This window comes from Tissierella pigra, from assembly GCF_009695605.1.
GTDB classification, from domain to species: Bacteria; Bacillota; Clostridia; order Tissierellales; family Tissierellaceae; genus Tissierella; species Tissierella pigra.
Genome location: NZ_VUNQ01000004.1, coordinates 39,334 through 65,203, shown reverse-complemented (window position 1 = coordinate 65,203; position 25,870 = coordinate 39,334). Strand labels below are relative to the sequence as shown.

At 30.3% G+C, this 25,870-nt stretch carries 27 protein-coding genes and 2 riboswitches; of the genes, 13 read left to right on the top strand and 14 right to left on the bottom strand.

Features of this window, described 5'->3' with window-relative positions:
• Nucleotides 1-13: 13 nt before the first annotated feature.
• A complete protein-coding gene (locus FYJ83_RS03315; protein ID WP_154438917.1) occupies nt 14-523 on the bottom strand; it encodes a flavodoxin family protein in 510 nt (169 codons plus the stop codon).
• Nucleotides 524-705: 182 nt separating this feature from the next.
• On the opposite strand from FYJ83_RS03315, the gene FYJ83_RS03310 reads away from it, so the two are divergent.
• A complete protein-coding gene (locus FYJ83_RS03310; RefSeq protein ID WP_154438916.1) occupies nt 706-1,434 on the top strand; it encodes a helix-turn-helix domain-containing protein in 729 nt (242 codons plus the stop codon).
• 70 nt (nt 1,435-1,504) lie between these two features.
• Nucleotides 1,505-2,725, top strand: a complete 1,221-nt coding sequence (locus FYJ83_RS03305) for an aminopeptidase (RefSeq protein ID WP_154438915.1) — start codon at nt 1,505-1,507, stop codon at nt 2,723-2,725.
• A gap of 24 nt (nt 2,726-2,749) precedes the next feature.
• On the opposite strand, the gene FYJ83_RS03300 is transcribed toward FYJ83_RS03305, so the two are convergent.
• The 4 genes from FYJ83_RS03300 to FYJ83_RS03285 form a co-directional block, all read right to left on the bottom strand.
• Nucleotides 2,750-3,580 (bottom strand): sulfurtransferase, encoded by an 831-nt coding sequence (locus tag FYJ83_RS03300; protein WP_154438914.1) that lies wholly within the window; start codon nt 3,578-3,580, stop codon nt 2,750-2,752.
• Nucleotides 3,581-3,687: 107 nt separating this feature from the next.
• Nucleotides 3,688-4,458 carry an ABC transporter ATP-binding protein gene (locus FYJ83_RS03295; RefSeq protein ID WP_154438913.1) on the bottom strand — a complete coding sequence of 257 codons (771 nt, stop codon included), beginning with the start codon at nt 4,456-4,458 and terminating at the stop codon, nt 3,688-3,690.
• A gap of 10 nt (nt 4,459-4,468) precedes the next feature.
• Entirely contained in the window at nt 4,469-5,422 is a 954-nt protein-coding gene (locus tag FYJ83_RS03290; protein ID WP_195837906.1) for a FecCD family ABC transporter permease, read from the bottom strand.
• A 59-nt stretch (nt 5,423-5,481) separates the two neighbouring features.
• Nucleotides 5,482-6,564 (bottom strand): ABC transporter substrate-binding protein, encoded by a 1,083-nt coding sequence (locus tag FYJ83_RS03285; protein ID WP_154438911.1) that lies wholly within the window; start codon nt 6,562-6,564, stop codon nt 5,482-5,484.
• Nucleotides 6,565-6,791: 227 nt separating this feature from the next.
• Here FYJ83_RS03285 and FYJ83_RS03280 point away from each other — a divergent pair, with 227 nt between their 5' ends.
• The gene (locus FYJ83_RS03280; protein ID WP_154438910.1) at nt 6,792-8,372 is read left to right on the top strand and encodes an aldehyde ferredoxin oxidoreductase N-terminal domain-containing protein; all 1,581 of its coding nucleotides are present in this window, start codon (nt 6,792-6,794) and stop codon (nt 8,370-8,372) included.
• A 91-nt stretch (nt 8,373-8,463) separates the two neighbouring features.
• Here the strand turns inward: FYJ83_RS03280 and FYJ83_RS03275 are convergent, their stop codons facing one another.
• Both FYJ83_RS03275 and FYJ83_RS03270 read right to left on the bottom strand, forming a co-directional pair.
• Complete coding sequence (locus FYJ83_RS03275; RefSeq protein ID WP_154438909.1) at nt 8,464-9,825, bottom strand: MATE family efflux transporter; 1,362 nt, start codon at nt 9,823-9,825, stop codon at nt 8,464-8,466.
• Between the two features lie 141 nt (nt 9,826-9,966).
• Entirely contained in the window at nt 9,967-10,890 is a 924-nt protein-coding gene (locus tag FYJ83_RS03270; RefSeq protein ID WP_154438908.1) for a L,D-transpeptidase family protein, read from the bottom strand.
• A 218-nt stretch (nt 10,891-11,108) separates the two neighbouring features.
• Here FYJ83_RS03270 and sufC point away from each other — a divergent pair, with 218 nt between their 5' ends.
• From sufC to FYJ83_RS03240, 6 genes are all read left to right on the top strand, one after another.
• Nucleotides 11,109-11,864 carry a Fe-S cluster assembly ATPase SufC gene (gene sufC / locus FYJ83_RS03265; RefSeq protein WP_154438907.1) on the top strand — a complete coding sequence of 252 codons (756 nt, stop codon included), beginning with the start codon at nt 11,109-11,111 and terminating at the stop codon, nt 11,862-11,864.
• An 11-nt stretch (nt 11,865-11,875) separates the two neighbouring features.
• Nucleotides 11,876-13,282, top strand: coding sequence for a Fe-S cluster assembly protein SufB (sufB, locus tag FYJ83_RS03260; RefSeq protein ID WP_154438906.1), 1,407 nt, complete (start codon nt 11,876-11,878; stop codon nt 13,280-13,282).
• 11 nt (nt 13,283-13,293) lie between these two features.
• Nucleotides 13,294-14,343, top strand: a complete 1,050-nt coding sequence (sufD, locus tag FYJ83_RS03255; RefSeq protein ID WP_154438905.1) for a Fe-S cluster assembly protein SufD — start codon at nt 13,294-13,296, stop codon at nt 14,341-14,343.
• Nucleotides 14,336-15,574, top strand: a complete 1,239-nt coding sequence (locus FYJ83_RS03250) for a cysteine desulfurase (RefSeq protein ID WP_154438904.1) — start codon at nt 14,336-14,338, stop codon at nt 15,572-15,574. Before sufD ends, FYJ83_RS03250 begins: the two co-directional genes overlap by 8 nt.
• Nucleotides 15,564-15,986, top strand: coding sequence for a Fe-S cluster assembly sulfur transfer protein SufU (gene sufU, locus FYJ83_RS03245; protein ID WP_154438903.1), 423 nt, complete (start codon nt 15,564-15,566; stop codon nt 15,984-15,986). Before FYJ83_RS03250 ends, sufU begins: the two co-directional genes overlap by 11 nt.
• An 81-nt stretch (nt 15,987-16,067) precedes the next feature.
• On the top strand, nt 16,068-16,250 hold the full coding sequence (locus FYJ83_RS03240) for a small, acid-soluble spore protein, alpha/beta type (protein ID WP_154438902.1): 183 nt from the start codon (nt 16,068-16,070) through the stop codon (nt 16,248-16,250).
• 42 nt (nt 16,251-16,292) lie between these two features.
• Here FYJ83_RS03240 and FYJ83_RS03235 read toward each other — a convergent pair whose 3' ends face one another.
• Genes FYJ83_RS03235 through FYJ83_RS03225 form a run of 3 tightly spaced genes read right to left on the bottom strand, consistent with a single transcriptional unit; the run spans nt 16,293 to nt 18,661 of the window.
• Nucleotides 16,293-17,024 carry an amino acid ABC transporter ATP-binding protein gene (locus FYJ83_RS03235; protein WP_154438901.1) on the bottom strand — a complete coding sequence of 244 codons (732 nt, stop codon included), beginning with the start codon at nt 17,022-17,024 and terminating at the stop codon, nt 16,293-16,295.
• Nucleotides 17,025-17,038: 14 nt separating this feature from the next.
• Nucleotides 17,039-17,821 carry an amino acid ABC transporter permease gene (locus FYJ83_RS03230; protein ID WP_326828290.1) on the bottom strand — a complete coding sequence of 261 codons (783 nt, stop codon included), beginning with the start codon at nt 17,819-17,821 and terminating at the stop codon, nt 17,039-17,041.
• 24 nt (nt 17,822-17,845) lie between these two features.
• Complete coding sequence (locus FYJ83_RS03225; RefSeq protein WP_154438900.1) at nt 17,846-18,661, bottom strand: transporter substrate-binding domain-containing protein; 816 nt, start codon at nt 18,659-18,661, stop codon at nt 17,846-17,848.
• Nucleotides 18,662-18,824: 163 nt separating this feature from the next.
• Nucleotides 18,825-19,008: riboswitch (Lysine riboswitch) on the bottom strand.
• Nucleotides 19,009-19,334: 326 nt separating this feature from the next.
• Between FYJ83_RS03225 and rbr the strand changes: the two genes are divergently transcribed.
• Both rbr and FYJ83_RS03215 read left to right on the top strand, forming a co-directional pair.
• The gene (rbr, locus tag FYJ83_RS03220; RefSeq protein WP_154438899.1) at nt 19,335-19,925 is read left to right on the top strand and encodes a rubrerythrin; all 591 of its coding nucleotides are present in this window, start codon (nt 19,335-19,337) and stop codon (nt 19,923-19,925) included.
• A 155-nt stretch (nt 19,926-20,080) separates the two neighbouring features.
• Nucleotides 20,081-20,216, top strand: a riboswitch (cyclic di-AMP (ydaO/yuaA leader).
• Nucleotides 20,217-20,228: 12 nt separating this feature from the next.
• Nucleotides 20,229-20,936, top strand: coding sequence for a cell wall hydrolase (locus tag FYJ83_RS03215; RefSeq protein ID WP_154438898.1), 708 nt, complete (start codon nt 20,229-20,231; stop codon nt 20,934-20,936).
• A 65-nt stretch (nt 20,937-21,001) separates the two neighbouring features.
• Here FYJ83_RS03215 and mscL read toward each other — a convergent pair whose 3' ends face one another.
• Both mscL and FYJ83_RS03205 read right to left on the bottom strand, forming a co-directional pair.
• The gene (gene mscL / locus FYJ83_RS03210) at nt 21,002-21,442 is read right to left on the bottom strand and encodes a large conductance mechanosensitive channel protein MscL (protein WP_154438897.1); all 441 of its coding nucleotides are present in this window, start codon (nt 21,440-21,442) and stop codon (nt 21,002-21,004) included.
• A 36-nt stretch (nt 21,443-21,478) separates the two neighbouring features.
• Nucleotides 21,479-22,354, bottom strand: a complete 876-nt coding sequence (locus FYJ83_RS03205) for an FUSC family protein (RefSeq protein WP_154438896.1) — start codon at nt 22,352-22,354, stop codon at nt 21,479-21,481.
• 231 nt (nt 22,355-22,585) lie between these two features.
• Here FYJ83_RS03205 and FYJ83_RS03200 point away from each other — a divergent pair, with 231 nt between their 5' ends.
• Entirely contained in the window at nt 22,586-23,452 is an 867-nt protein-coding gene (locus FYJ83_RS03200) for a LysR family transcriptional regulator (protein WP_154438895.1), read from the top strand.
• Here FYJ83_RS03200 and FYJ83_RS03195 read toward each other — a convergent pair.
• Nucleotides 23,426-24,001: a chromate transporter gene (locus FYJ83_RS03195; protein WP_154438894.1), complete on the bottom strand. Its 576-nt coding sequence runs from the start codon at nt 23,999-24,001 to the stop codon at nt 23,426-23,428. The two genes, FYJ83_RS03200 and FYJ83_RS03195, sit on opposite strands and share 27 nt — an antisense overlap.
• On the bottom strand, nt 23,973-24,560 hold the full coding sequence (locus tag FYJ83_RS03190) for a chromate transporter (RefSeq protein WP_216584836.1): 588 nt from the start codon (nt 24,558-24,560) through the stop codon (nt 23,973-23,975). The genes FYJ83_RS03195 and FYJ83_RS03190 overlap by 29 nt, the downstream gene beginning before the upstream one ends.
• 309 nt (nt 24,561-24,869) lie before the next feature.
• On the opposite strand from FYJ83_RS03190, the gene FYJ83_RS03185 reads away from it, so the two are divergent.
• Nucleotides 24,870-25,865 (top strand): ABC transporter substrate-binding protein, encoded by a 996-nt coding sequence (locus tag FYJ83_RS03185; protein WP_154438892.1) that lies wholly within the window; start codon nt 24,870-24,872, stop codon nt 25,863-25,865.
• Nucleotides 25,866-25,870 lie beyond the last annotated feature (5 nt).

The window sequence follows — 25,870 nt, the reverse complement described above, 5'->3', positions numbered from 1 at the left end:
TTAATTTCTCCTATTATAAACTATTGATTATATCTTTCACAAAACTTCTAGCATTACTAAAATCTTCTTCATTTGGATGTTTAGCAGCATCCTCATGTCTTTTTAAACGTTCTGGAGTCATTGTATGTACATTGTTTTCTCCACCACTTTTCATAAACATTTCTGTTATCTTAGGATTTATCTTTCCTTGGCATAGAAAAGTTCCTAAAACTTCATTATTTCCCTCTAGGATTTTAACCGTATTCTCTTTTACTTCCTTGGCATGGGAGGAATCTGGATATGCTCCTAAAGTACCAAAGGTTATAATTTTCTTTCCCTTTAAGCTTTCCATAAACTGGTACATTTCTTTATTAGGATTAGCCTTATCCACCCAATAACCTAGGATCAAAAGCTCATCATCTAAGGAATGATTTAAATCTTTTAAATCATATATCTTTGTACCCTCTGGCATTATCTTCAGAACTTCATCTGCAACCTTCTTTGTATTACCTGTCAAAGAAGAAAATATTATACTTGATTTCATTAATTTTACCTCCTTATTGATAATCATTATCATTTATATTGATTATATTACTTCATATTTTCCTAAATTTCTCTAATATATTTCGATTTTTTTAAATATCTTTTGTTTTATTTTATTTTCAACATAAATATGATATTATATTTCTAATTGATAATGATTTTCATTTAAGGAGTGCATATAATTTGATTAGTAATAATTTGTTTTATCCTAAACCCAATAGAGATGATTTTTATAATATTTATGAATTTGAAATTGATTTAATAAGAGAAGTTTCAAATGGTAATTTACAAAAGGCATTGAAATTATATGACGAGTTTTTTTCTAGAAAATTTATTTATAATGTTATAGAAAATAATAGTCTTGAATATGTTAAAAGTTATATAATTTCTATTTCCCTTTTAATTTGCCATAATGTAATTAGAAAAGGGGTTTCCGCCTATAGTGCAAAAGCTAAATATCATGCCTTCTTAAATTTAATTGAAAAATCCACAACTAAAGAGGATACTTTAAATACTGGTAAACAGCTAATACATGGATATATTAGGCAATTAATTAAAATTTCAAACCCTATAGATAATATTTACATAAGAAAAGCAGTTGATTATATTCAGGATAATTTAGGGGAAGATTTGACTTTATCTATGGTGGCAGACCATATTGGCCTAAGTAAATGTTATTTTTGCAGTCAATTTAAAAAAGAACTAGATATGAGTTTCACTGAATATTTGGCTTATGCCCGTATTGAGAAAAGCAAATATCTTTTATGCAATTCTGATAAATCTATTTTAGATATAGCTATATTAATAGGTTTTAACAGCCAAAGCTATTTTTCTGCCCAATTTAAAAAATATACAGGAATTTCCCCTAAGGAATTTAGAAATAAAAGATTTGACAGTGATTATCTTTTCTAATCAATAAGTTTTTACTGTCTTATATTCATTTTATGATAAAATATAGATAATACTTTTTAAGGAGGTAATTATGGATAACTTAGAAAAATATGCTGAACTTGCTGTAAAAATTGGTGTTAATTTAAAGGAAAAAGAGGGGTTAATAATAACAGGAAATGAAGAAACATTACCCCTAGCCAGACTTATGATGAAAAAAGCTTATGAAATCGGTGCAAAGCATGTTGAATTTATGTTAAATGATGATGAGATGAGTTTAATAAGATTTGAAAATGGAAAAGACTTTGTATTTGAAAACTTTCCACAATGGAAAGTGGATTCTTTAGAAGCTATGTATAAGGACAATTATCATCATATTTTTATTTTAGCATCTGATCCTGAACTATTAAAAGATGTAGATGGTGAGAACATTGCTACAAGTCAAAAGTCTGCTTCTAAGGCTATGGCCCATGTAATGAAATATAGAATGACAGGAATTACAAAATGGAATATAGTAGCCATGCCATCACCAGCTTGGGCTAAATCTGTATTTCCAGACCTAAATGAAAAAGAAGCCATAGATAAACTTTGGGAAAAAATCTTTGCAGCCACTAGAGTTGATCAAGATGACCCAGTAAAAGCATGGGAGATTCATGATAAGAATCTAAAAAAATATAGAAACTTTTTAAACGAAAAACAATTTGATAAATTGGTATTTAAAGGTCCAGATACAGATTTAGAGGTATATTTAGCTGAAGACCATTTTTGGATGGGTGGTGCAAAGGAAAGTCAAAGTGGACATTCCTATGTTGCAAACATTCCCACAGAAGAAGTATTTACTACTCCCCATCGCTTAAAGGTAAATGGTACTCTTAAATCTACTAAACCCCTTAGTTTAAATGGAAAGCTTGTAGATAATTTTGGATTTACATTTAAAGATGGAAAAGTAGTAGACTTTTATGCAGAAAAAGGTAAAGATGTCCTTGAAAAACTTTTAGAAAATGATGAAGGTGCAAGATATTTAGGTGAAGTGGCTTTAGTCCCAGATGACTCACCTATTTCCAATACTGGAATTTTATTTAATGAAACTCTATTTGATGAAAATGCTTCCTGTCACTTCGCACTAGGTCGTGCTTATGCTTATGCCATGAGAAATGGTTCAAATATGACTCAAGAAGAATTAGAAGCTAAGGGCTCAAACTTTAGTTTAATCCATGTGGATTTCATGGTGGGTGGACCTGAACTAAGTATTATGGCTTATGAAAAGAATGGAAATGAAGTAGAGTTATTTAGAGACGGAAATTGGGTATTTTAAAACCAGCGGGAAATCCCGCTGGTTCTATTTATCTCCTTCTACTACTTCATTATCTCCATAGCTTACCCAATCACTGTATCCACCTACATAGAATTTAGGCTTCAACCCTATTTCTTCCATAAACATTAGATTTACTGTTCCTGTAATACCTGAACCACAGTGAACTATTACTTCCCTATAGTCTTTCAATGGTTTAAAATATTCTTCTAGCTCTTCCTTTGACTTTAGTCCATTTTCCACTAAATTCATCCATGGATAATTTAAGGCATTTGGAATATGTCCTGGTATTTTATCTAAAGGTTCTACTTCCCCAATATATCTTTCATAAGCTCTGGAATCGATTATAACCACATCTTTATTTCCAATGGCTTCTTTTACATAGTCTATATCCACTTCCATTGATGAATCTAAGTTTAAGGTCAGAATATCTGATTTCTTAACTTTAGGAATTTCTGTAGTCACTTCCATACCATTTTCTACCCAAGATTTTATACCACCTTCTAGAATATAAACCTGATGTTTTCCAGAGTATTTGAGAATCCACCATAATCTACCTGCCATGGCTAAATCTCCATCATCATAAATAATTACAGTAGAATCATCTTTTATACCAAAACTTTTCATATTTTCTATGAACTCATTCATATCAGGTAATGGGTGCCTGCCTCCATGTTCTCTTAATTCACCAGTGGTGATTTCTTCCATAGGCACAAAGTGTGCACCTTTAATATGCCCTTTCTCGTATTCATTAAGACCATAGTTAGGATCATTTAATTCAGCTCTAGTATCTAATATGATTAAATCTTCCTTTGATATATTATCTTTTAACCATTCTTGAGATATGATATTTTTCATGTTTCCTCCAATATATTTTTATAGTTTCTAGTTCTTATTTCTTACCCAAATAATTTTAATATATACAATTATATAAAAAATAAAACCAGTAGGAAATCCCACTGGTTTTATTTCACTATCATATATTTTCCATTATAATGAATTATCTCTATATCTTCATATATTTTATTAAACACTTCTTGAATAAATCCACTATCTGTATCCTTTATATAAAAATCAGCAAACTTCTTTTTATCTTTTAACACTATAATCCTATCACAGTAGGTCAGTGCCATATTGGGGTCATGCAAAGTTATTAGCCCAGATTTTCTTTCTTTTTTTATTACTTCCCTTATCTTTGACAAAATCATATGACTGTTATTGAAGTCAAGAGCACTATTTGGCTCATCAAATAGCATAAATTGTGAATTCTGCATTAAAGACCTAGCTACAATAATTAGTTGTTTTTGTCCTTCACTTAATTGAAGAAAGTTTTTATTAGCACATTCTTCCATATCCATTTTTTCTAGTATATCATAAGCGATTTTTCTATGTTCATTAGTTGGATGGCCAAAAGTGCCAAGATAAGGAGTGATTCCCATTAGTACAACCTCTAACACTGTTGTGTCATATATTATACTATGCCGTTGGGGCATAAAGGAAATATACTTTGCCCTTTCTTTTTCCTTATACTTCATCATATCCTTATTATCTATGAAACATTTTCCACTTTTCGGTTTAAGCAATCCGCAAATCACTTTTAATAAAGTTGTTTTTCCAGTTCCATTTAAACCTAAAAGACCAGTGAATTCACTTTTTTTCATATGAAAACTAATATCATCAACTATTAACTCTCTCCCATAACTAGCAACTATATTTTCAATTTTTAATACCTCCATTATACTCCTCCTACCTATGGCGACTCATTAAATATGCTAAATAAGGTGCCCCAATAAAAGTAGTCAGTATGCTAATGGGAATTTCGCTACTTCCTATACTTCTTGCCAGGCAATCAGCTACAATGAGGATTAATGAACCAATTAATCCACTAAAAATAGCAGTACTAAAGTCATTTCTCTTCCTTATAATCCTTGCTATATGTGGTGCTATTAAACTTATAAATGATATAAGTCCAGTAATACTTACAATACTGGCTACAACTAAAGTTGCAGCTATAATAATAAGTAAGCGTACTCTTTCAATCTTCAGACCAAGACTTTTCCCCTCATCATCACTTAATGATAAAATATTTATCTGCCATCTAAGTAGTATAAGCATAGTAATGCCCAATAAAAAGAAAGGTAATACCCCTAACATTTTATCAGATGTAATTCCTGCAAAACTACCCATGGACCAAAACTCTATTGCTGCAAGCTGCCTTTCAGGGTCTGCAAAAAACTTTAATATCATTATTAGTCCGTTAGTTATTGAACCAATAACAATACCTGCTAATACAAGAGTAGCAATCCCCTTATTTTCTGACATCCTAGCAAGTCCGAGAGCTACAAAAACTGCTACTATACCTCCTGCAAAAGCACTAAAGGCTATGGTAAATGTTCCACCAGATAAAAATACTATTGCAATGGCAGCCCCAAGAGTAGCTCCAGAGGATACTCCTATAATATCTGGTGTTGCAAGAGGGTTTTTGAAAATAGTTTGGTATACACTTCCCGATATACTAAGCCCTATTCCTGCCATAATAACCATAATAGTCCTTGGAAGACGAAGGTTGAAAAATACCATTTTTACAGTTGAATCAACTTCCTTACCAAAAATAATTTTTATTATATCTTTAATAGGAATTGGATACTTTCCTACTCCTATGGAAAATCCAAATGCAGCACATAATAATATAATTGCCATAAGATATTGAAGGAAATACTTGTTATTAGTCTTCCTTACCTCTGAAGAATATATCTTCATTATTTAGTAATCTTCTCTCTATCTACTGTAAAATCATAAAATGTTTCATAGAAGTTAGCCACTTCTTCTTTAAAATCATCGAAGTTTTGAGTGTCTTCATTTATAACAAATGTTAACCACATTGTACCTAATATACTAGAAGGTACTGGAGAGTCCCAAGCTTCAAATGTATCTGGCATTACATATATTTTATTATTTTTCACTGCATTGATTCCAGCCAATTTAGCATCATTTATTATATCATCTTTTGTATAATCTGCTTCTGGTACTATAACTATAATATCTGGATTATAAGCTATTAATTGCTCATAGGAAATAGTAGCCCAATAAGTATCATCAATGTCAGAAGCAACGTTGATACCTCCTGCTGCTTCTATCATATGGTTTTGGTACATATTCTTTGCTGCTGTAGACAGAAAATCACTATTACCTCCTAGATAAACCTTCTTCTTTTCTGCCCCAGCTAACTTTTCAATTTGTATATACTTATTATCATAATAAGATATTAGCCTATCAGCTCTCTCTGTAGTTCCTGTAGCCAATCCTACTATTTTAAGAGTTTCTTTCAGTAAATCCATATTTTCAGGATTCACTGCTATAACTTTTATTCCCATTTTCTCTAAACTTTCTACAGCATCTTTTAATCTAATAGGTAATATAACTAAATCTGGTTCAAGTGCTATTGTACCTTCTAAATTAAATTCTTTTGCTGTACCAACATTTGGAAGTTCTAAAAACTCAGGTGCTGCTAATGAATAGATAGGTCTTGATTTAGCTTTTGCCTCTATTCCTACTACATTATCCTCTAGTCCTAAAGCAATCATCATAGATGTAGTTATATAATATCCACTTACTATCTTTTCTGCCTTTTTGTCAAGTGTTACTGTTCTCCCTAGATGGTCAGTAATAATAATTTCACTTTCTTCAGATTCTTGCTCTAATTCTTTATTTTGTAGTTCTTCTGTTGACGCATCTGTTATTTCTTCATCAACTTTAGATTCACCCTTTGGTTTACATCCAACCATGGATACAGAAATTACAAAAACCAACAGAAATAAAATACTCCTTTTCCAAAATTTCATTAAAATCCTCCTTTAATTTTCATCATATTATCTTGCTCTACTACTTGGTAATTGCAGTATTAATCTAAATAAGATATACCATATAATTTTTTCAATGTCAATTAATTAGCAATTCTTAAAAAGATTATCTATACTGTAATTCCTCCTATAGATTTTACTAATCTATAGATGGTTTGAAAAAAATTAATGGTATAATCTATTAGAAAAGATTAAGGAGGAAATTTAATTTGAGTAAATTACTTTATATAGATTTAACGAAAAAACAAATAATTAAAAAACAAAACGCTTTCGAGGATTATGGCAGAGGTTTAATTGCCAAGATTATAAGGGAGGAAGTTTCTCCTAATATTGACAGACTTGATGACGAAAACGTAATAGTATTAGTCCCAGGTCTATTCTCTGGAACCTTAGCTCCCAGTACTGGTAGGCTATTGGTAGGTACAAAATCTTCAAAAGATGAAGGAATACAGATTTCAAATATTGCAGGTACTATCTCACAAAAATTAGCATCTCTTAATATAGATGCCATTGTAATATCTGGAAGAAATACTGAAGAAATACCATTAACACTATTAATTGAGGAAAATCATATTGAGTTAGTTAATATAAATAATATTAAAGGTATGAATGTATCTTCAACTATAGATATTATACAAGACTTATATGGAAAAGAATGTGGGGTTATTGGTATAGGTCCTTCAGGTGAAAAGCTATTACCAATATCCACTCTATTTAGTACATATCCAGAAGGAAGTCCCTCCTTTTATTGCGCAAGAAACAGTATAGGCGATATTTTTGGATATAAGGGATTAAAGGCCATAACTGTTAAAAACAAAAAACATTTCAACGCTCCAGTATATGATGCAGAAAATATGAAAAGATGTTCTAAGGAATTATCCAAAATCATTATAGAGCATCCTATATGTGGTAAAGCTTTGCCTGGACTTGGTTCTATTACTTTAATGAAAATGTTATCCCAAGGTAAAAATATAGATATGTCCGAGTTAAATAGCAACAATAATATCAAAAATAATTATATAGATACAGAGTTTAAAATTAATAGAACTTGTTCTCCTCTTTGCGTAGTAGGTTGTTTAAATAGGCATACTAAAACAGGTGAAGACTATTACTCTGCTCCTGCTGAAAGTGAAGCATATGCAGCATTGAATGAATGTTTTGGTATAAATGATAAGCAATATGTAAAAAATTTTACAAATAGATGTTTTGAATTAGGTATAGATTGTATTGAATTCATCTTTAGCTGTGCTCTTTATTTTAATCTACAGGAAATAGAAGGTAATATAAAAGAAATGGATAAAGCTTTAGAGGAGGTCAAGAATCTTACTTTAGTAGGCAGAGTATTAGGTAGTAAAACTGATGGTATGTATAGTTTGTTTAGAGAAAAAGAAAAATATAAGAAAATGGTATCTAAGCCATCCATAGTTGAAGAAAAAAACTTTAATATAGATATTCAGTCAAAAACTATAAATTTACCCGGATTATCAGATTTAGATTATTTATACGCATATATAATTACCTTAGAAAATCTAGGTTTTTGTTTATTTGCTTCTTTTGCATTTATAGATAATCCTAAAGCATTAACACTATTATCTAAATTGTTTTTTTATAAAACAGGAATAGAGTCAAGCGAAAAAAGCATTTTAGACTATGCTCTTAAAACTATAAAAAATGAAAAAGAATATGAAAGTGAAGTAAGGCTAAAAAATGTATCTAAAACTATACCTAATTTCGTGAAAGTTCTATATAGATATTTTCACAAAGATGAAACTAAAGTGTATAATGAATAAGGAAAACTGCCATATGGCAGTTTTCCTTATTCATCCCATTGCTTTCTTATTTTCTATCAGATAATCCTAATATATTCTAATATTAAATTATTTAATTATTCTCCCGAAGCAGTTTTTTAAATTGTATTGAAAAGGTTGTTACTGTAATAGTAACTGCAATTAAATCTGCTACAGGCTCTGCAAAAAATATTGCAAATACTTTATCTGCAAAGAAATGAGGCAATATATATATTAAAGGTATCAATAATATTACTTTTCTAAGTAATGCAAGAAATAATGATATTTTGGCTTGTCCTATGGCTATAAACGTCTGTTGACAGGCTATTTGTGCTCCAAGTATAATTCCTAAACCTAAATAAATCCTAAGTCCCCATGAAGTAAAATCTATAAGTGCCATATCCTTACTAAATAAAGATACAAATATTCTTGGGAATATCATCATCAATCCCCACATTACAAAAGAAAAAGTCATAGCCGATATTATAAGTAGTTTAAAGGTTTCCCTTACTCTATCATTATTCTTTGCACCATAGTTATAACTAATTATTGGCTGTGCACCCTGAGTCAATCCTGATATTGGTAAGAATATGACCTGCATTAAACTTGATAATATGGTCATTGCTCCCACTGCCATATCTCCCCCATATCTTTGTAAAGATGCATTTAAAGATATATTTAGTAGACTTTCTGTACTATTCATTATAAAGGGAGATATTCCCAACATAAGAACTGGAATAATAACCTTTTTATCTAGTCTCATATTTATCTTACGAATCTTTAATCTAGTTTTTTCTCCCAGCATAAAATTTAAAACCCAAATGGCTGATACTGCCTGAGAAATAACTGTAGCAACGGCTGCCCCTTTAACACCCATATTAAATCCAAATATTAGAATTGGATCTAAAATTATATTGATTACAGCACCTATTAAAACTGTCATCATACTTATTTTTGCAAAACCTTGAGTTGATATAAAACTATTTAGTCCTAAAGTTATCATCACAAATATGGTTCCGCCAACATAAATATTTAAGTAACTAAGTCCGTAACCAATAGTATCACTACTGGCTCCAAATAACATCAACAGCTTTTCACCTGTTGCTAGGAAAAAAGCTGTTAAGATAATAGAAATAAGGATTAAAAGTACAAAGCAATTTCCTAATATCTTTTCAGCTTCATTGTGATTTTTCTCTCCCATTTTTATAGCCGCCCTTGGTGCCCCTCCCATTCCTATAAGAGCACTAAATGCTGTAATTATCATAATAATTGGAAATGTAACTCCTACACCTGTTAAAGCTGTTGCTCCTATTTCTGGTATATGTCCTATATAAATACGATCAACAATATTATATAGCATATTCACCAGCTGAGCTATAATTGCCGGCATTGCCAGATTAAATAATAGTTTTCCTACACTGTCTTTTCCTAGTTTGTCTGTTGTTTCATTATTCATTTTTTACCTCCTATTTAAGAAATACTGCAAAAAAATAAAAAGATATGGCAACATGGTGGATTTTCCACTAGAAGCCATCCTTTTACAATAAATCTATATAGTTAGTTTATCAAATTAATCCTTTCTTTACAAGTCTAGGATTTACTTAAATACCACACCAAAACTTTTGAGTTTTTCCTCACTTCCTATCCATACAGGAGTATTTTTTTCTACTATATTATATAAATACTCCACATCTTCATTAAACATTCTAATACATCCTAAAGAAATATATTTTCCAATACTATGCTCATTTGAATTTCCATGGATTCCATATACTCCTCCACCTTTAATATTTAATCCCATCCATCTTTTTCCTAAGGGATTATTAGGTGCTCCTCCTTTTATGGGCTTACTTCTACCTGCTCCACCCCATGCTGGGTTTACATATTTAACGATTATACTAAACTTTCCTTCGGGGGTATATTCAGGTTCTTTTCCTGTTGCTACTGGATATTTCTTTATTATTTCCTTTCCATTTAAGTGATATAAAGTATTACTATCTTTATTTATTATTATAAATTTTCCATTAGGTGTATCCTTCGTAAATTCTATTTCTATTTCTGATATACTTATATTATTGTTCTCCATGTCTTGGTTTATCTTTTCATATGTATGGTTTCCAATTATTCCATCTGGTGATAATCCATTATCTCTTTGATATTTTACCATTGCAGATTTTGTATTCCCATCATAAAAATAATCACTAGCCATATCCATATATCCTTTTTCCTTTAAAAATCTTTTAATCCTTATAACATCTTCTGATGCTATACCTTCTCTTATTTTCAATTTATCTGGTACAAATTTTATGATTTCTTTTTGTTCTTCTATTTCTTCCGGTTCTTCAACTTCTTCAGTTTCTTCAACGTCTTCAACTTCTTCGGTTTCTTCAACTTCTTCTTGAACTTCTATTATGTTTTCTTCAGTATTTATATTAACTTTATTTAATATTTCTTGATTTGGTTCAGCAATCATAGTAGATGAAATAATAGATAATACTAATATTAGTCCATTTTGCCACATATAATCCTCTCCTTTATATCCTAAACAAGCTTTCTATCTATTGTATTCTTATGATTTTGTAATTATATCTAATATATCTTTGTTATAGGATAAAGTCATAATTAATTCCTACTAAATTAGTAGCTTTACTTTCTTAAATTATAAGTATATAATTATAAATATATAAAGCTGATAACACCTATCAATTGATAAGGTATTTCATATATAGGAGGGTTTGTATGACTAACAATTTATTAAATATAAGTAATTTAAAGGTAAATATAGAAGGCAAGGAAATATTAAGAGGTGTTGACCTTCAAGTAGCAAAAGGAGAAATCCATGTAATCATGGGACCTAATGGCGGCGGTAAATCTACTTTAGGATATACTCTAATGGGTCATCCTCAATACGAAATTATAGACGGAAATATAGAGTTTGATGGAGAAATAATAAATGATTTGAAGGTAGATAAGCGAGCTAAAAAAGGTATATTTTTATCTTTCCAATATCCAGAAGAAATTCCAGGCGTTACAGTAGAGGAATTTTTAAGAACTGCTAAGACTTCTGTATCTGGAGAAATACAGAAAATTATTCCTTTTAAAAAATTATTAAAGGAAAAAATGAATCAATTGGAAATGAAAGAAGAATATGCTTCAAGATATTTAAATCTAGGTTTTTCTGGTGGAGAAAAAAAGAAAAATGAAATTCTTCAAATGTCTATTCTTGAACCAAAACTTGCAATCCTAGACGAAACAGATTCTGGACTTGATGTAGATGCCATAAGAATAGTAGCCGAGGGTGTGAAAAAACTTCAAGATAGAGAAAAATCTATAATAGTAATAACTCACTATAATAAATTACTGGAATATCTTCAACCTGATTTTGTTCATATTTTACTTGATGGAAAGATAGTAAAAAGTGGTGGATTGGAACTAGCTCAAGAAATTGATAAAAAAGGATATGAAAATATTAGAAATGAATTTTCCAACAAATAGAGGTGAGAAATATGGAAAGAAAAAAATCTGTTATTGAAGATATAGATAGGGGAATTTATGATATTAAAAATGAATTTACCTATAAATATAAGACTGATAAGGGATTAACTCCTGAAATCATAATGGAAATTTCTAGAGAAAAAAATGAACCAAAGTGGATGACTGACTTTAGACTAAAATCTTTAGAAATATATAATAACAAACCTATTCCTACATGGGGGGCAGATTTATCTGATCTTGATATGGAAAATATAATTACCTATATTAAGCCAGATTCAGATATGAAAAATAGCTGGGAAGATGTTCCTGATGATATAAAGGACACCTTTGAGCGATTGGGACTCCCTCAAGCAGAAAGAGAATCTTTAGCTGGAGTAGGAGCACAATATGATTCAGAAGTAGTTTATCATAATATCAGGCAAGAATTAGTGGATGCAGGTGTAGTTTATATGGATATGGAGACTGCATTAATAGAATATGAAGATATAGTTAAAGAATACTTTATGAAGCTTGTTCCGCCTAATGACCATAAATTTGCTGCCCTTCATGGCGCTGTATGGTCTGGTGGTTCTTTTGTCTATGTTCCTGAAGGAGTTCAAGTAGATATTCCTTTACAATCTTACTTTAGGCTTAATGCACCTGGAGCAGGACAATTTGAACATACATTAATTATAGTTGAAAAAGGTGCAAAACTTCATTTTATAGAAGGTTGTTCTGCACCAAAATATAAAGTAAATAATCTTCATGCTGGCTGTGTTGAGTTATTTATAAAAGAAGATGCTGCCCTTAGATATAGTACAATAGAAAACTGGTCTAGAAATATGTACAATTTAAATACTAAAAGAGCTGTGGTAGATAAAAATGGAACCATAGAATGGGTTTCTGGCTCTTTTGGTTCTAAAGTTTCCATGTTATATCCTATGAGCATATTAAGGGGAGAAGGTGCCAAATCTGAATTTACTGGCATTACCTTTGCCGCAAAGGGACAATATTTAGATACTGGTACAAAGGTAATTCACGCAGCACCTCATACTACTTCTACTGTAAATTCTAAGTCCATATCAAAAGATGGTGGATATGCCTTTTATAGAGGACTTCTCAAAGTAGCTAAAGATGCTTATGGATGCAAATCCACTGTATCTTGTGAATCTTTAATGCTTGATAATTACTCTAAATCCGATACTCTACCTATTATTGAATTAAATAATGATAATATAGATATAGGACATGAGGCTAAAATAGGTAGAATCAGCGATGAAGCAATTTTCTATCTAATGAGTAGAGGAATCAGTGAAGAGGAAGCTAAAGCTATGATAGTCAGAGGATTTGTTGAACCAATAACAAAAGAACTTCCTCTTGAGTATGCTGTTGAATTAAATAATTTAATTAATATAGAACTTGAAGGTTCTATTGGATAAGGAGGGATACAATGCTTTGGAAAAGAATTAATTTAGAAAACTTTGATTTTCCCAATGTGGTAAGTTACAACAAAGAATATATTGATATTAATAATATTTCAGATAAAATCCAATTAACTAATAATCCTAGGAATATAAATTTAGATATAGATATGAATGATGTTAAAGGATTAGGAGATAGATTTATTTCATTTTCTAAAGACTGCTATAATAGCAGTATAGATTTATCCCTTCCTAGAAATGTAAAAATACAAGAACCTATAATAATAAAATTTAATATGGACATGGATAATCCTATGGTTATAGATAAAAATATTATTGTAGCTGAATCTGGCAGCGAGGCTACTATTATATTTGACTATAGTTCTATAAAAGAAGTAAAAGCTTTTCATAATGGACTAACTATGGTATATGCAAAAGAAAATACAAAAATAAATATAATCAAAATTCAAAGAATGAATGATATATCTTTAAATTTTGATTCAAACTTTGCCTTTGTTGAAGGACAAGGAAATGTTAACTGGATTTCTGTAGAATTAGGAAGTAGTATTAGTGGTACAAATTATTCTACTTTTCTAGAAGGAGAAGCAAGTGAGTCCAATCTCTCCTCTATTTATTTAGGAGATAAAGAACGTAAAATGGATTTAGGATATTCTATGATTCATAAAGGTCCTAGAAGTTTAAGCAGTATTGAAACTAAAGGAGTTCTTAAAGATAAATCTAAAAAAGTCTTTAGAGGAAATCTGGATTTTAAAAGAGGTGCTAGACATTCTAAAGGTGTTGAAGAAGAATATGTAATATTACTTGACCCTACTGTAAAATCTGATTCCATTCCTGCTTTATTATGTGAAGAAGATGATGTGGAAGGAGAACATGCTGCCAGTGCAGGACAAATTGATGAAAATAGACTTTTTTATCTTATGAGTAGAGGTTTAAATGAAAGAGAAGCAAAAAAAATGATTATAGAATCATCTTTTAGACCTATAATTAACAAAATACCCTTTGAAGACTTTAGACTTATTATTAACAAGGAAATTGAAGGGAGACTTATGGATGAATAAATTAGACCCTTTAGAAATAAAAAAAGATTTTCCTATATTTAATCAAAAAATAAATGGGAATAGTTTAGTTTATTTAGATAATGGTGCTACAACCCAAAAACCTATAGATGTTATAAACGCCATTAGTGATTATAATATAACTTCTCATGGCAACCCCCATCGGGGAGCTCATGAACTTAGTATAAGAGCTACTGAGTTATATGATTTATCTAAAGCAAAAGTAAAAAAACTTATAAATGCCAAACATATAGAAGAAATTATATTTACTAAAAATGCTACAGAGTCTCTTAACTTAATTGCTTATTCTTATGGTATGGAGTTCATTAAAGAAAACGATGAAATAGTTCTTGCCATATCAGAACATCATAGTAATATCCTACCTTGGCAAAGAGTGGCAAAGGAAAAAGGTGCAGTCCTAAAATATATGTATTTAGATGAAGAAGGAAGGATTTCTCTAGAAGAGATTAAATCAAAAATAACTAATAAAACAAAAATAGTAGCTGTTGCACAAATGTCAAATACTCTTGGAACTATTCATCCAATAGAAGAAATTATAGACTATTCTCATAAGATGGGAGCAGTAGTCATAGTAGATGGTGCTCAAAGCACTCCCCATATGCCAGTAGATGTCCAAAATCTTGATGCAGATTTCTTTGTTTTTTCTGGACATAAAATGTTAGGCCCTATGGGAATTGGTGTATTATATGGTAAAATAGAACTTCTTGAATCCATGTCACCATTTTTATTAGGTGGAGATATGATAGAATATGTTTATGAACAAGATGCTACATTTGCTCCATTGCCCTTTAAGTTTGAAAGTGGAACACAAAATGTAGAAGGAGCTGTAGGATTAGGATCAGCCATTGATTATTTGCAAAAGATTGGATTAGATAATATTAAATCCCACGAAAAAAAATTAATGGAATATACATTAGATAAGATGCTTCCTTTATCATATATAAATATTCAAGGACCTAAAGACTTAAATATGCGTGGCGGTATAATATCCTTTACTATGGATGATATTCATCCTCATGACATAGCTTCTATTTTAGACTCTTATGGTATAGCCATAAGAGCAGGACACCATTGTTGCCAACCTTTAATGAAATATCTTAATGTACCTGCAACTTCAAGGATTAGTTTCTACCTTTATAATACAAAGGAAGATATAGATAGATTTATTGAAGGAATTGAAAATGTAAGGAAGTGGTTTGGCTATGGATCTTAACTCTATTTATACCGAACTAATTATGGAACATAATAGAAGTGGACACAATAAAAAAGCCTTAATAGAGCCAGATATAAGAGAAAGAGGTCACAATCCTAGCTGTGGTGACGATATTACTTTAGAGATTAAACTCAATGAAAATATAATAGAAGATGCCTCCTTTACAGGAGTGGGATGTGCCATATCTCAAGCTTCTACTTCTATGATGATAGATTTAATAAAAGGAATAGCCAAGGAAGAAGCTTTAAGCTTAGTAGAACTATTTCTATCTATGATTAAAAAAGAAATCATAGATGAAGATCAATTGGAAAAGTTAGAAGATGCCATAGTTCTTCAAAATATTTCCAATATGCCTGCTAGAGTAAAATGTGCCGTTTTAGCATGGCATACACTAAAGGAAGCCATTAGCTAAAAACTTTCATTTAATTACCTAGTATGAAATATCCTCTAAGTATATAAAATAAAGATAAATAATATACATGAGGTGATTCTAATGGTTAAAAAACCAATAAATGAAAATGCTATGAAAGCTTTTGAGGAAATGAAACTAGAAATAGCCAATGAATTAGGCTATGATTTTACGACTATGGCAAATTCCATGGGAATGACTAAAAATATAGCACCAGGAAAAAAACAACATTCCAATGATGATAAGAACACTTTTAACCCCTCATAAAACAAAAAACTAGTTGCAGCATAAAAGCTGCAACTAGTTTTATTATATTACACGTCTTAAAAATTCTCTTGTACGTTCTTTACTTGGATTATTAAATATTTTATCTGGAGTTCCTTCTTCTGCAATAACACCTTTATCCATAAAAACAATACGATCTGCCACATCTTTTGCAAATTCCATTTCATGAGTTACTATTATCATTGTAAGTCCTGTTTTAGCCAGTTCATTCATAACTTTAAGGACTTCTCCTACCATTTCAGGATCAAGAGCAGATGTTGGCTCATCAAATAATATTACATCTGGTTCCATAGATAAACTTCTTGCAATTGCTACCCGTTGCTTTTGTCCTCCTGATAATTGTTTTGGTTTTGCATTGATATATTTATCCATATCTACTACTTTTAAATATTTCATAGATATATTTTCTGCTTCTTCTTTAGAACGATTCAATACTTTTCTCTGTCCCACCATGCAGTTTCCTAAAACATCATGATTATTAAATAAATTGAACTGTTGAAACACCATGCCTAGATTTTTACGATATAGACAAATATCATGATTATCATCTAGTATATTTTCACCTTTATATATAATCTCTCCCCCACTGGGTACTTCTAAGAGATTTATACATCTAAGAAGAGTAGATTTACCAGAACCTGATGAACCAATAATACATACTACTTCACCTTTATTTACTGAAAAATTAATGTCTTTCAGAACCTCATGATTTCCAAAAGATTTATTCAAATGTTTAATTTCTATTATCTTTTCCATATTCTATCTCCTTCCTAATATTGTTTTACACTAGTGTCTTTTACTCTAGGAAGTAACTTTTCAGACTTGTTTACTGATATGTCCTCTATATTTATAGTATAGTTTTCAGGACCATCTATTTTCATTTCACAAAAACGTAAAATTCTAGTTACTGTAAAGGTCATTACAAAATAAAAAATAGAAGCTACAAAGAATGTTTCAAAGTATTTAAAATTATTTCCTGCAATAGATTTTGTCTGGAAAAATAATTCTGTTACAGAAATTACATTTAGCACTGAAGTGTCCTTTATATTTATAACAAATTCATTTCCAGTTGCAGGTAATATATTTCTAATTAACTGTGGCAATATAATATTAGTCATGGTTTGAAAATGATTCATTCCTATTGCTTGTGCTGCTTCAAACTGTCCTTTATCAATTGATGATATACCACCACGAACTATTTCTGCCATATAGGCTCCAGTATTTATAGATACTATAAGTATGGCTGCAAATATTCTATCCATATCTATTCCAAATGCCAAAGCAGAACCATAGTAAATTACCATAGCCTGTACTATCATAGGTGTACCACGAAATATTTCTATATAAATAGAAAAAACAACATTTACTATTTTAAGGATAAAAGCCTTTATTCTATTTCTAGGTATTGGAATAGTTCGTATAGTTCCTACTAATAGTCCAATGACAAATCCTATAACTGTACCAACTATAGATATTAAAAGTGTTATACCTGCACCCCTAAGAAGCATGGGATAGTATTCTGACATTATTTTTATTATTGATTGAAAGCTCACTTTCTTCACTCCTTTAAACAAACATTATTCAGCTGAAGGTTGATTTATAATAGCATTGTCCATAATATCTTTAAATTCATCTTCTGAAATTTTATCTAATATACTATTTATCTGTTCTTTTAATTTACTGCCTTTTATAAGACCTACAGCAATGGCTGTATCATCATCTGAAGTTTTAAATCCATTCTCAAATTCTACCATTGCAAATTTATCATTGGCAGAAACAGCACTTATTCCCTCTGGACGTTCTGATACATATCCATCAATTATTCCTGACTCAAGGGCAACTCTCATGGCTGGAAAGTTATCCATTGCTGTCTGCTTATTTACACCTTCTATTTGTTTAATTACGGAGTAATGAAATGTATTTAGCTGTCCAGTTATTTTTGCACCTTTAAAATCATCTATTGAAGTGGCATTTTCATATGCTCCACCTTTTTTTACAACCATAACTAAATCTGATTTATAATAGTTGCTTGAAAAATCAATGGACTCTAAGCGTTCTGCTGTTGGTGACATTCCTGCCATTACAGCATCAATTTTTCCTGATATTAAGGCTGGTATAAGACCTTCCCACTCGGTCTTTACAACAACTAATTCTTTTCCAAGTCCTTCTGCAATTTTCTTTGCAATTTCAACATCATATCCACCAGCAAATTCTCTGCTTCCATCTATTTTTACTCCACCATTTGAATCATCCATTTGTGTCCAGTTAAATGGTGCATATCCTGCTTCAAGTCCTATTTTAAATGTATTATCATCTGAGGTTTTTCCACATCCTCCTAAAATCATAACTCCTACTAAGGCAATCCCTACTAATAATAATATTTTTCTTTTCATATCTACTTCTCTCCTTCTGTCATAATAAGTTTAATTTAACAATTTAAAATCTTAAACCTACCACCTTGTATCCGAGTTGCACTATTTTTGGTAACAAAAAAAGACCTGAGATGAACTCAGATCCTAATAGACATAGTAGTACCTAATTCCCCTCCTTTTCCCAAAATGAGATAGCACAACTCAATAAACTGGGAAAGTTTATTGAGACAGTCCTGCAATTATTCACTGCAGACCCAGCATATAATACTGAGAATATTATACACTTCGGCAACATTTCCTTCTCCTTAATATCGTAGCTTTCTCATGCTCCATTAAGGACTGTTAAATACTGCTCCTCTACCTCACCTGAAAAAGATGAGGCCTTATTAAATTATGTTTCATAGTCTACATCAATATTTTATATTTGTCAACCTATTTAAAATATATTTATATATTTATTCTACTATTAATCTCTTTCACATTTGTATAATTAGCCATGTATTATGCTTTATAAAAAATTAAATAAATTAATATTTGAATTCATATTTTTAAAAGAGACCTGCTTAATCTACTTCCCTAGAGCATATGATTGACATTTTATGACATTAATGTTAGCATATAACTGTAATTATTACAAATAGGCAACGATTACACAAATCATCCTTAATCTAAAGGGAATTTTTAGGAGGTAAAAATGAATAATTTAAAGGGAACAAAAACAGCAGAAAACTTAATGAAATCCTTTGCAGGAGAATCACAAGCTAGAAACCGTTATACATATTATGCTTCTGTAGCTGATAAAGAAGGATATAAACAAATTAGAAATATATTTATCGAAACAGCTGATAATGAAAAGGAACACGCAAAAAGATTTTATAAATTTTTACTTGCAGGATTAGATGAACTTCCAGCAACTATTAGTATAGAGGCTGATTTTCCTGTTGCTCAAGGAAATACTTTAGATAATTTAAAAGCAGCAGCAAGTGGAGAAAATGAAGAATGGACAGAACTTTATCCTGCTTTTGCAGATATTGCAGAAGAAGAAGGTTTTAAGGATATAGCCCTTGCTTTTAGAGCAATATCTGATGCAGAAAAGGCTCATGAAATTAGATTCAATAAACTTGCAGAGAATATATTAAACAATAGAGTATTTGAAAAAACTGAAAAAGTACTATGGAAATGTGGCAACTGCGGATATGTACATGAAGGTTCAAATGCACCTGAACTATGTCCAGCTTGTATCCACCCACAAGGACATTTTGAGTTTTTCGTAGAAACTTATTAATGACTATTATAGATACCCTAATATAGGTTATTTTTAACCTATATTAGGGTATCTTTTTATGTATTTTTGTAATTTTATAAATATGTAAATTCTGGTATATCCCTATTTTGGGTTTACATGGCTTGTACATTTCTGTATAATGTCAATATTGCATACCATTATAACTGCTGAATCCTATATATTATTAGGTACGGAGGAACCAACTCAGGGGTTAATCCACATATATCTGTGGTAGGGAGCCTTCTATCCCGAACCCGTCAGCTAACTTCGGAAGCTTTATTAAGGAAGGAGTGTATATGTAAAATGAAAAAAAGAGTTTTATCAATTTTATCAGCTTTAGTATTGGTATTATCACCAATAACTGAAGTATTTGCAAGTGAAAGCTATGTAAAGTTAGAATTTACAAGTAAGGGAAATGAAGTTTCTAAACTTCAGCAAGAGTTAAAAAAACTTGGATACTATAATATTTCCATAGATGGTATCTTTGGTATTGTAACAGAAAATGCTGTTATTAATTTTCAAAAAGATAATAAGTTAATTATTGATGGTATTGCTGGAAAACAAACGCAAAATGCTCTATATAATAAATCTACTACTGTTTCAAGAGGTACAAGCACTTTAAGAAGTTCCTCTAGAAATTATAGTGATGAGGATTTATTGTGGTTAGCTAGGATTATTGAAGCTGAAGCAAGTGGCGAATCCTATGAAGGAAAAGTAGCAGTTGGTAATGTAATTTTAAACAGAGTTGATTCTAAGGAATTTCCTAATACTATATATGGTGTGATTTTTGAGTACTATAAAAACATTCCTCAATTTAGCCCAGTTGCTGAAGGCACAATTTATAACAAACCATCAGAGGAAAGTATAAAGGCAGCTAAGGATGCTTTAAATGGAGTAAGACCTGTAGGCAATTCAACATACTTCTTTAATCCCAGTAAAGCAGCTGGTACTTGGATTGTAAAGAATAAGACCTATGTAACTAAAATAGGAGGACATAGTTTTTATAATTAGAAACTTATTAAAGGTGTAGACTATAGTCTACACCTTTAATTTTTAGGTCATTATAAATTTATTTATTATTCACTAACTACTGAAGTACAGTTAGGACATTTTGTTGCCTTTGGATTAATTTCTGTATAACAGTATGGACAAGTTTTCGTATTTGGTTTTGGTTCTTCATTTTCTTGTTTTTTATTAAACTTATTCAATTGCCTAATCACTATAAATATGGAAAATGATATAATTAAAAACTCAATTATAGTATTGATAAATACACCATAATTTAATGTTGCTGCACCAGCATCTTTTGCCATTGATAGAGACTGATATTTTGTACCATCTAAACTAATAAATAAATTTGTAAAATCTACTTTTCCAATTAGTACTCCCATTATTGGCATTATCATATCATTGACTAAAGATGTAACTATTTTACCAAATGCTCCACCAATAATTACCCCTACTGCTAAATCCATTACATTTCCTTTTACTGCAAATTCTTTAAAGTCCTTTAACATAAGCTCCTCCTTGGTTCTATTGTCATTTTAGGCTTATTATATCATTGAATCTACAATAGCCAACTCAGACAGTATCTTTTCTAGATGATAATTATATATTAAATCCAAATCATCCTTTTCATCGTATTCTATATCTGGTATCTCTTTATTAAAATAACTTTCTATTACGTCTTTATTATTATCATTAATAACAGGTAATTCTTTTATAGAGTAGATTACACTTAAATGATTGTGGATTTTTTCAAAGGAATTAAATAATTTCTGGTAATAGATTTCATTGCTATTTTTACCAGTATAAAACTTCAAATCCTTTGTAAATATTTTATACCCTTCTTCTATATTTGTTATCTCATTTTTTAAATCTTCTAGTTTATTTATTTCTTTATTCCATATTAGTTTTTCTAATATATCTTTAATATCCAAATAGGTAGAATTTATTATATCTTTAATTTTTTCTTCTGTATCAGGAGGTCTTATGAAATAGTTTATGGCAGCTCCTATTATTACTCCAACCAGTGTATCTAAAGTTCTATCAAAGGCATAATTAAATCTAGCTATACCTTCGTAGTTTAAGGCTATTGATAAAAATACTATCATTGCCATTCTAACAGCTTTACTCCACTTAAACATATTACATATAGTTATAAGTATGATTAAACCAATGCCAATAAAGAAGAAGTTAAGAGGAACAATATAGGACATAATTAGCGCTATTATACCACCTAATATAGTTCCATATATTCTATTTTTCCCTGTAGTGAAAGATTCAGCAATTGAACTTTCTATGGTCATTATTGCTGCTATACTAGCCAGTAGTGGACTGCTTAACTTAAATATTTCTGATACCCCAAGAGTTAAAAGGACCGCTATAACAGTTTTAACAGTTCTCATACCAATTTTGGCAATTCTCATTTAAACCATCCTTTCAATACAACTATTCTGATTAAAAATAATCATGCTATTTATATTACTTTATCATTTATATCCATTAAAAACTATCCCTAACTTTCTCATGTACAAAATTTTAATATTATTTATGTACTTTCCCCTATGTACTATTACGAAACATAGTACCATATATTATTTTACATTGAATTATGATAAAATATAAATAACATTAAGAGCAGCATATGGAGGTAAAATATGAATATAAAATTGTTAGAAGCTTTCTTAGCTGTTATTGATAATAAAACAATGGCTTCTGCAGCTAACAAACTTTTTACTACACAACCAAATATTTCACTTATGATTAAGGATTTAGAAAATCACTATTCAGCTAGATTATTTAATCGCGTTTCTAACAAACTCTATTTAACTCCTGAAGGGATAAAATTAGAGAAATATGCACGAAAAATAATGGCTGATTTTAAAGAATTGAATGAGGCAATGTTTAGTCAGAATAAGACAGTCCGTATTGGCAGCAGTGTTACAGTTGGTCAATATTTATTAAATGATTATCTTGAAAATTTAAAATCCTTAATGCCAAATGTAGACCTTGAAGTGGAGATTAACAATACAGCGGAAATCGAAAACCTTATATTAAATAATAGAATTGATGTTGCCATTGTGGAGGGCAAAATCAATTCTAAAAATATAGTTGAGGTTGAAATTTTACAAGATGAATTAATAGCCGTAATCAGTTACGATTATCCTCTTAATAAGAGCATAAATAAATTATCAGATTTAGAACAATTACCTTGGATTTCTCGTGAGGAAGGAAGTCGTCATAGAAATCAATTTGAAATCGAAATGAATGAAATGAAAATTTACCCACAGGTAGTATTTAGAGCAACAAATCTAGAAACCGTTATGCAGGCAGTTGAGAATAAATATGGTTTTACCATTATTTCTAAAATAGCTGCTGATGAAGCAATAAAAACCCAAAGGTTAAAACAATTAAATTTTGAAGATTATAGTTGTCCACGTTCCATAAGATATATTTATAATAAAAATCAAAAAGACAATGTTTTTATATCTAAAATTTTAGATTGTATTAATAACAAGTTGTAGAAGAGTTCCAACAACTCCTGTTCCTAGAATTACTGTTACTGCATTTAATTTATATTTTCTAAGAGCTATAAACCCACCTATAAATAGTATAAATTCAATCCATCTAAATTCACTAAGCACTACGTTGTTGAAATCTGTGTTAAATAAAGCCAGTACCAAAATGGACATACCAGCACTGGCAATTAAAGCTACTACAGCAGGTCTAAGAGCTCCTAATACAGTTTGAACTCCTGAAAAATTCTTATATTTATAATAGAAATAAGCTAAAGTTAAACAAATAATAAATGCAGGTAGAATAACTCCTATGGTACACAATACTGCACCTAAAGTACCATATACTCTTTGCCCAACAAATGTAGCTGAGTTAATTGAAATTGGTCCTGGTGTCATTTCAGCAATTGTGATTAAATCTGTAAATTCAGCCATAGTTAGTAATTTATGGGTATGAACTACTTGCTCTTGAATAAGTGGAATTGCTGCATATCCCCCACCGACACTGAATAAACCAACTTGTATAAAACTAATGAATAGAGTCCATAGAAGTTCCATTTGCTTTCTCCTTTCTATAGTTTAAAAATACGGAAATCAATCCAATACCTAAACAGAAAAATATAATGTACATAGCACCAAAATTAAAGAAATATGTTGCAATAAAAGCAACTACCATAACAGCCATATATATGATATTCTTTGTCTTAATCACATTTTTCCCTAAATTTACAACTACATCTAATATTACAGCGGCTACTCCCGCTCTCATTACTTGCAATGCTATTGCTATTACTTGATTACTCTTAAATTCCTCATAGAAAATTGAAATAAATGAAATAATAACAAAAGGTGGAATAATTGTACCTAATATGGCAACTACACTTCCTAAAATTCCATGTATTCTATATCCTAAGATTACACTTGCATTGACTGGTATAGGACCTGGGCTTGATTGTGCAATAGCAGAAATATCTAACATCTCATCTTCTTCCAGCCAGTTTAATTCTTCAACAAATTTCTTTTTATATAAGGAAACAATTACAAATCCACCTCCAAATGTAAATGCACTTAAGGTGAAGGTTGAAATGAAAAGTTTCCATAGTTTGTTTTCTTTCATATACATCTCTCCTTTACCTCTCAAGTTTAACAACTTAGTACTTATATGTAAAATATATCTTTGTTATTGCATGTATAAGAAATTCTTATGATCTTTAAATAATCAAATATAATGGCCAAATATTATACCAGATAGTTAGTAAATATACAACAAAAATAAACTTTTTTTTAAACCTTTCTAACTATTGCTATATTGCACCTTACATCCATTTTATACATCACTTTTAGGGAACGTGTAATTTGACAGCTTTGTCAAAATGATGTTACCATAAAAGAGTCGACGTATTTTTTAAAGGAAGGGTGTAGAGAAATGAAAAAATTTATTGGTTTATTAATACTCACCATATTAGTAATTATTACTATGGTTGGTTGTGCATCTAATACAACCATGGGTACAGGGAAAGAAATTGCTTTTGCAGATGCAGGATGGGATAGTAACAAATTCCATAATGCAGTGGCAGGAATAATTGCAGAAAAGGTCTATGGATACAAATGGAGAGAAATACCAGGATCAACAACAGTATTACATGAAGGCCTTTTAAAAGGAGAAGTTGATATTCATATGGAAGTTTGGACAGATAACTTAGCAACATATGAACAAGATTTAGCAGAAGGTAAAGTAAAGGAATTAAGTATAAACTTTGATGATGATTATCAAGGCCTATATGTTCCTAGATATGTGATTGAAGGAGATAGTGAAAGAGGAATAAAAGCCTTAGCACCTGATTTAAAATATGTATGGGATTTAAAAGATTATCCTGATATATTTCCAGATGATGAAAATAAAGGAATGGGAAGAATTTATGGTGCTATTCCTGGATGGGAAGTGGATGAAATAATTCATAACAAATATATTAACTATGGATTAGATGAAAATTTTATATACTTTAGACCAGGTTCAGATGCTGCTTTATCAGCTGCCCTTACATCTGCTTATGATAAGGGAGAACCAATAGTTACTTATTATTGGGAGCCAACTTGGTTAATGGGTAAATATGACTTTGTTTTATTGGAAGATGAACCCTATGATGAGTCAACTTATAAAGAAGGTAAAACTCAATTACCAGCAGTAACAGTTACAATAGCCATGAGTAATGAATTTTATGATTCCAATGAGGAAATAGTTGATTTCTTAAGTAATTATAAAACATCATCTAAAATGACTTCCGAAGCTTTAGCATATATGCAGGACACAAACGCAGATTATATAGAAACAGCAGAATGGTTCTTAAAAGAATACGATTATTTATTAGATGAATGGTTAAATGAAGAAAATGCTAAAACCATGAGAGATTATTTAAATTAGGAGGA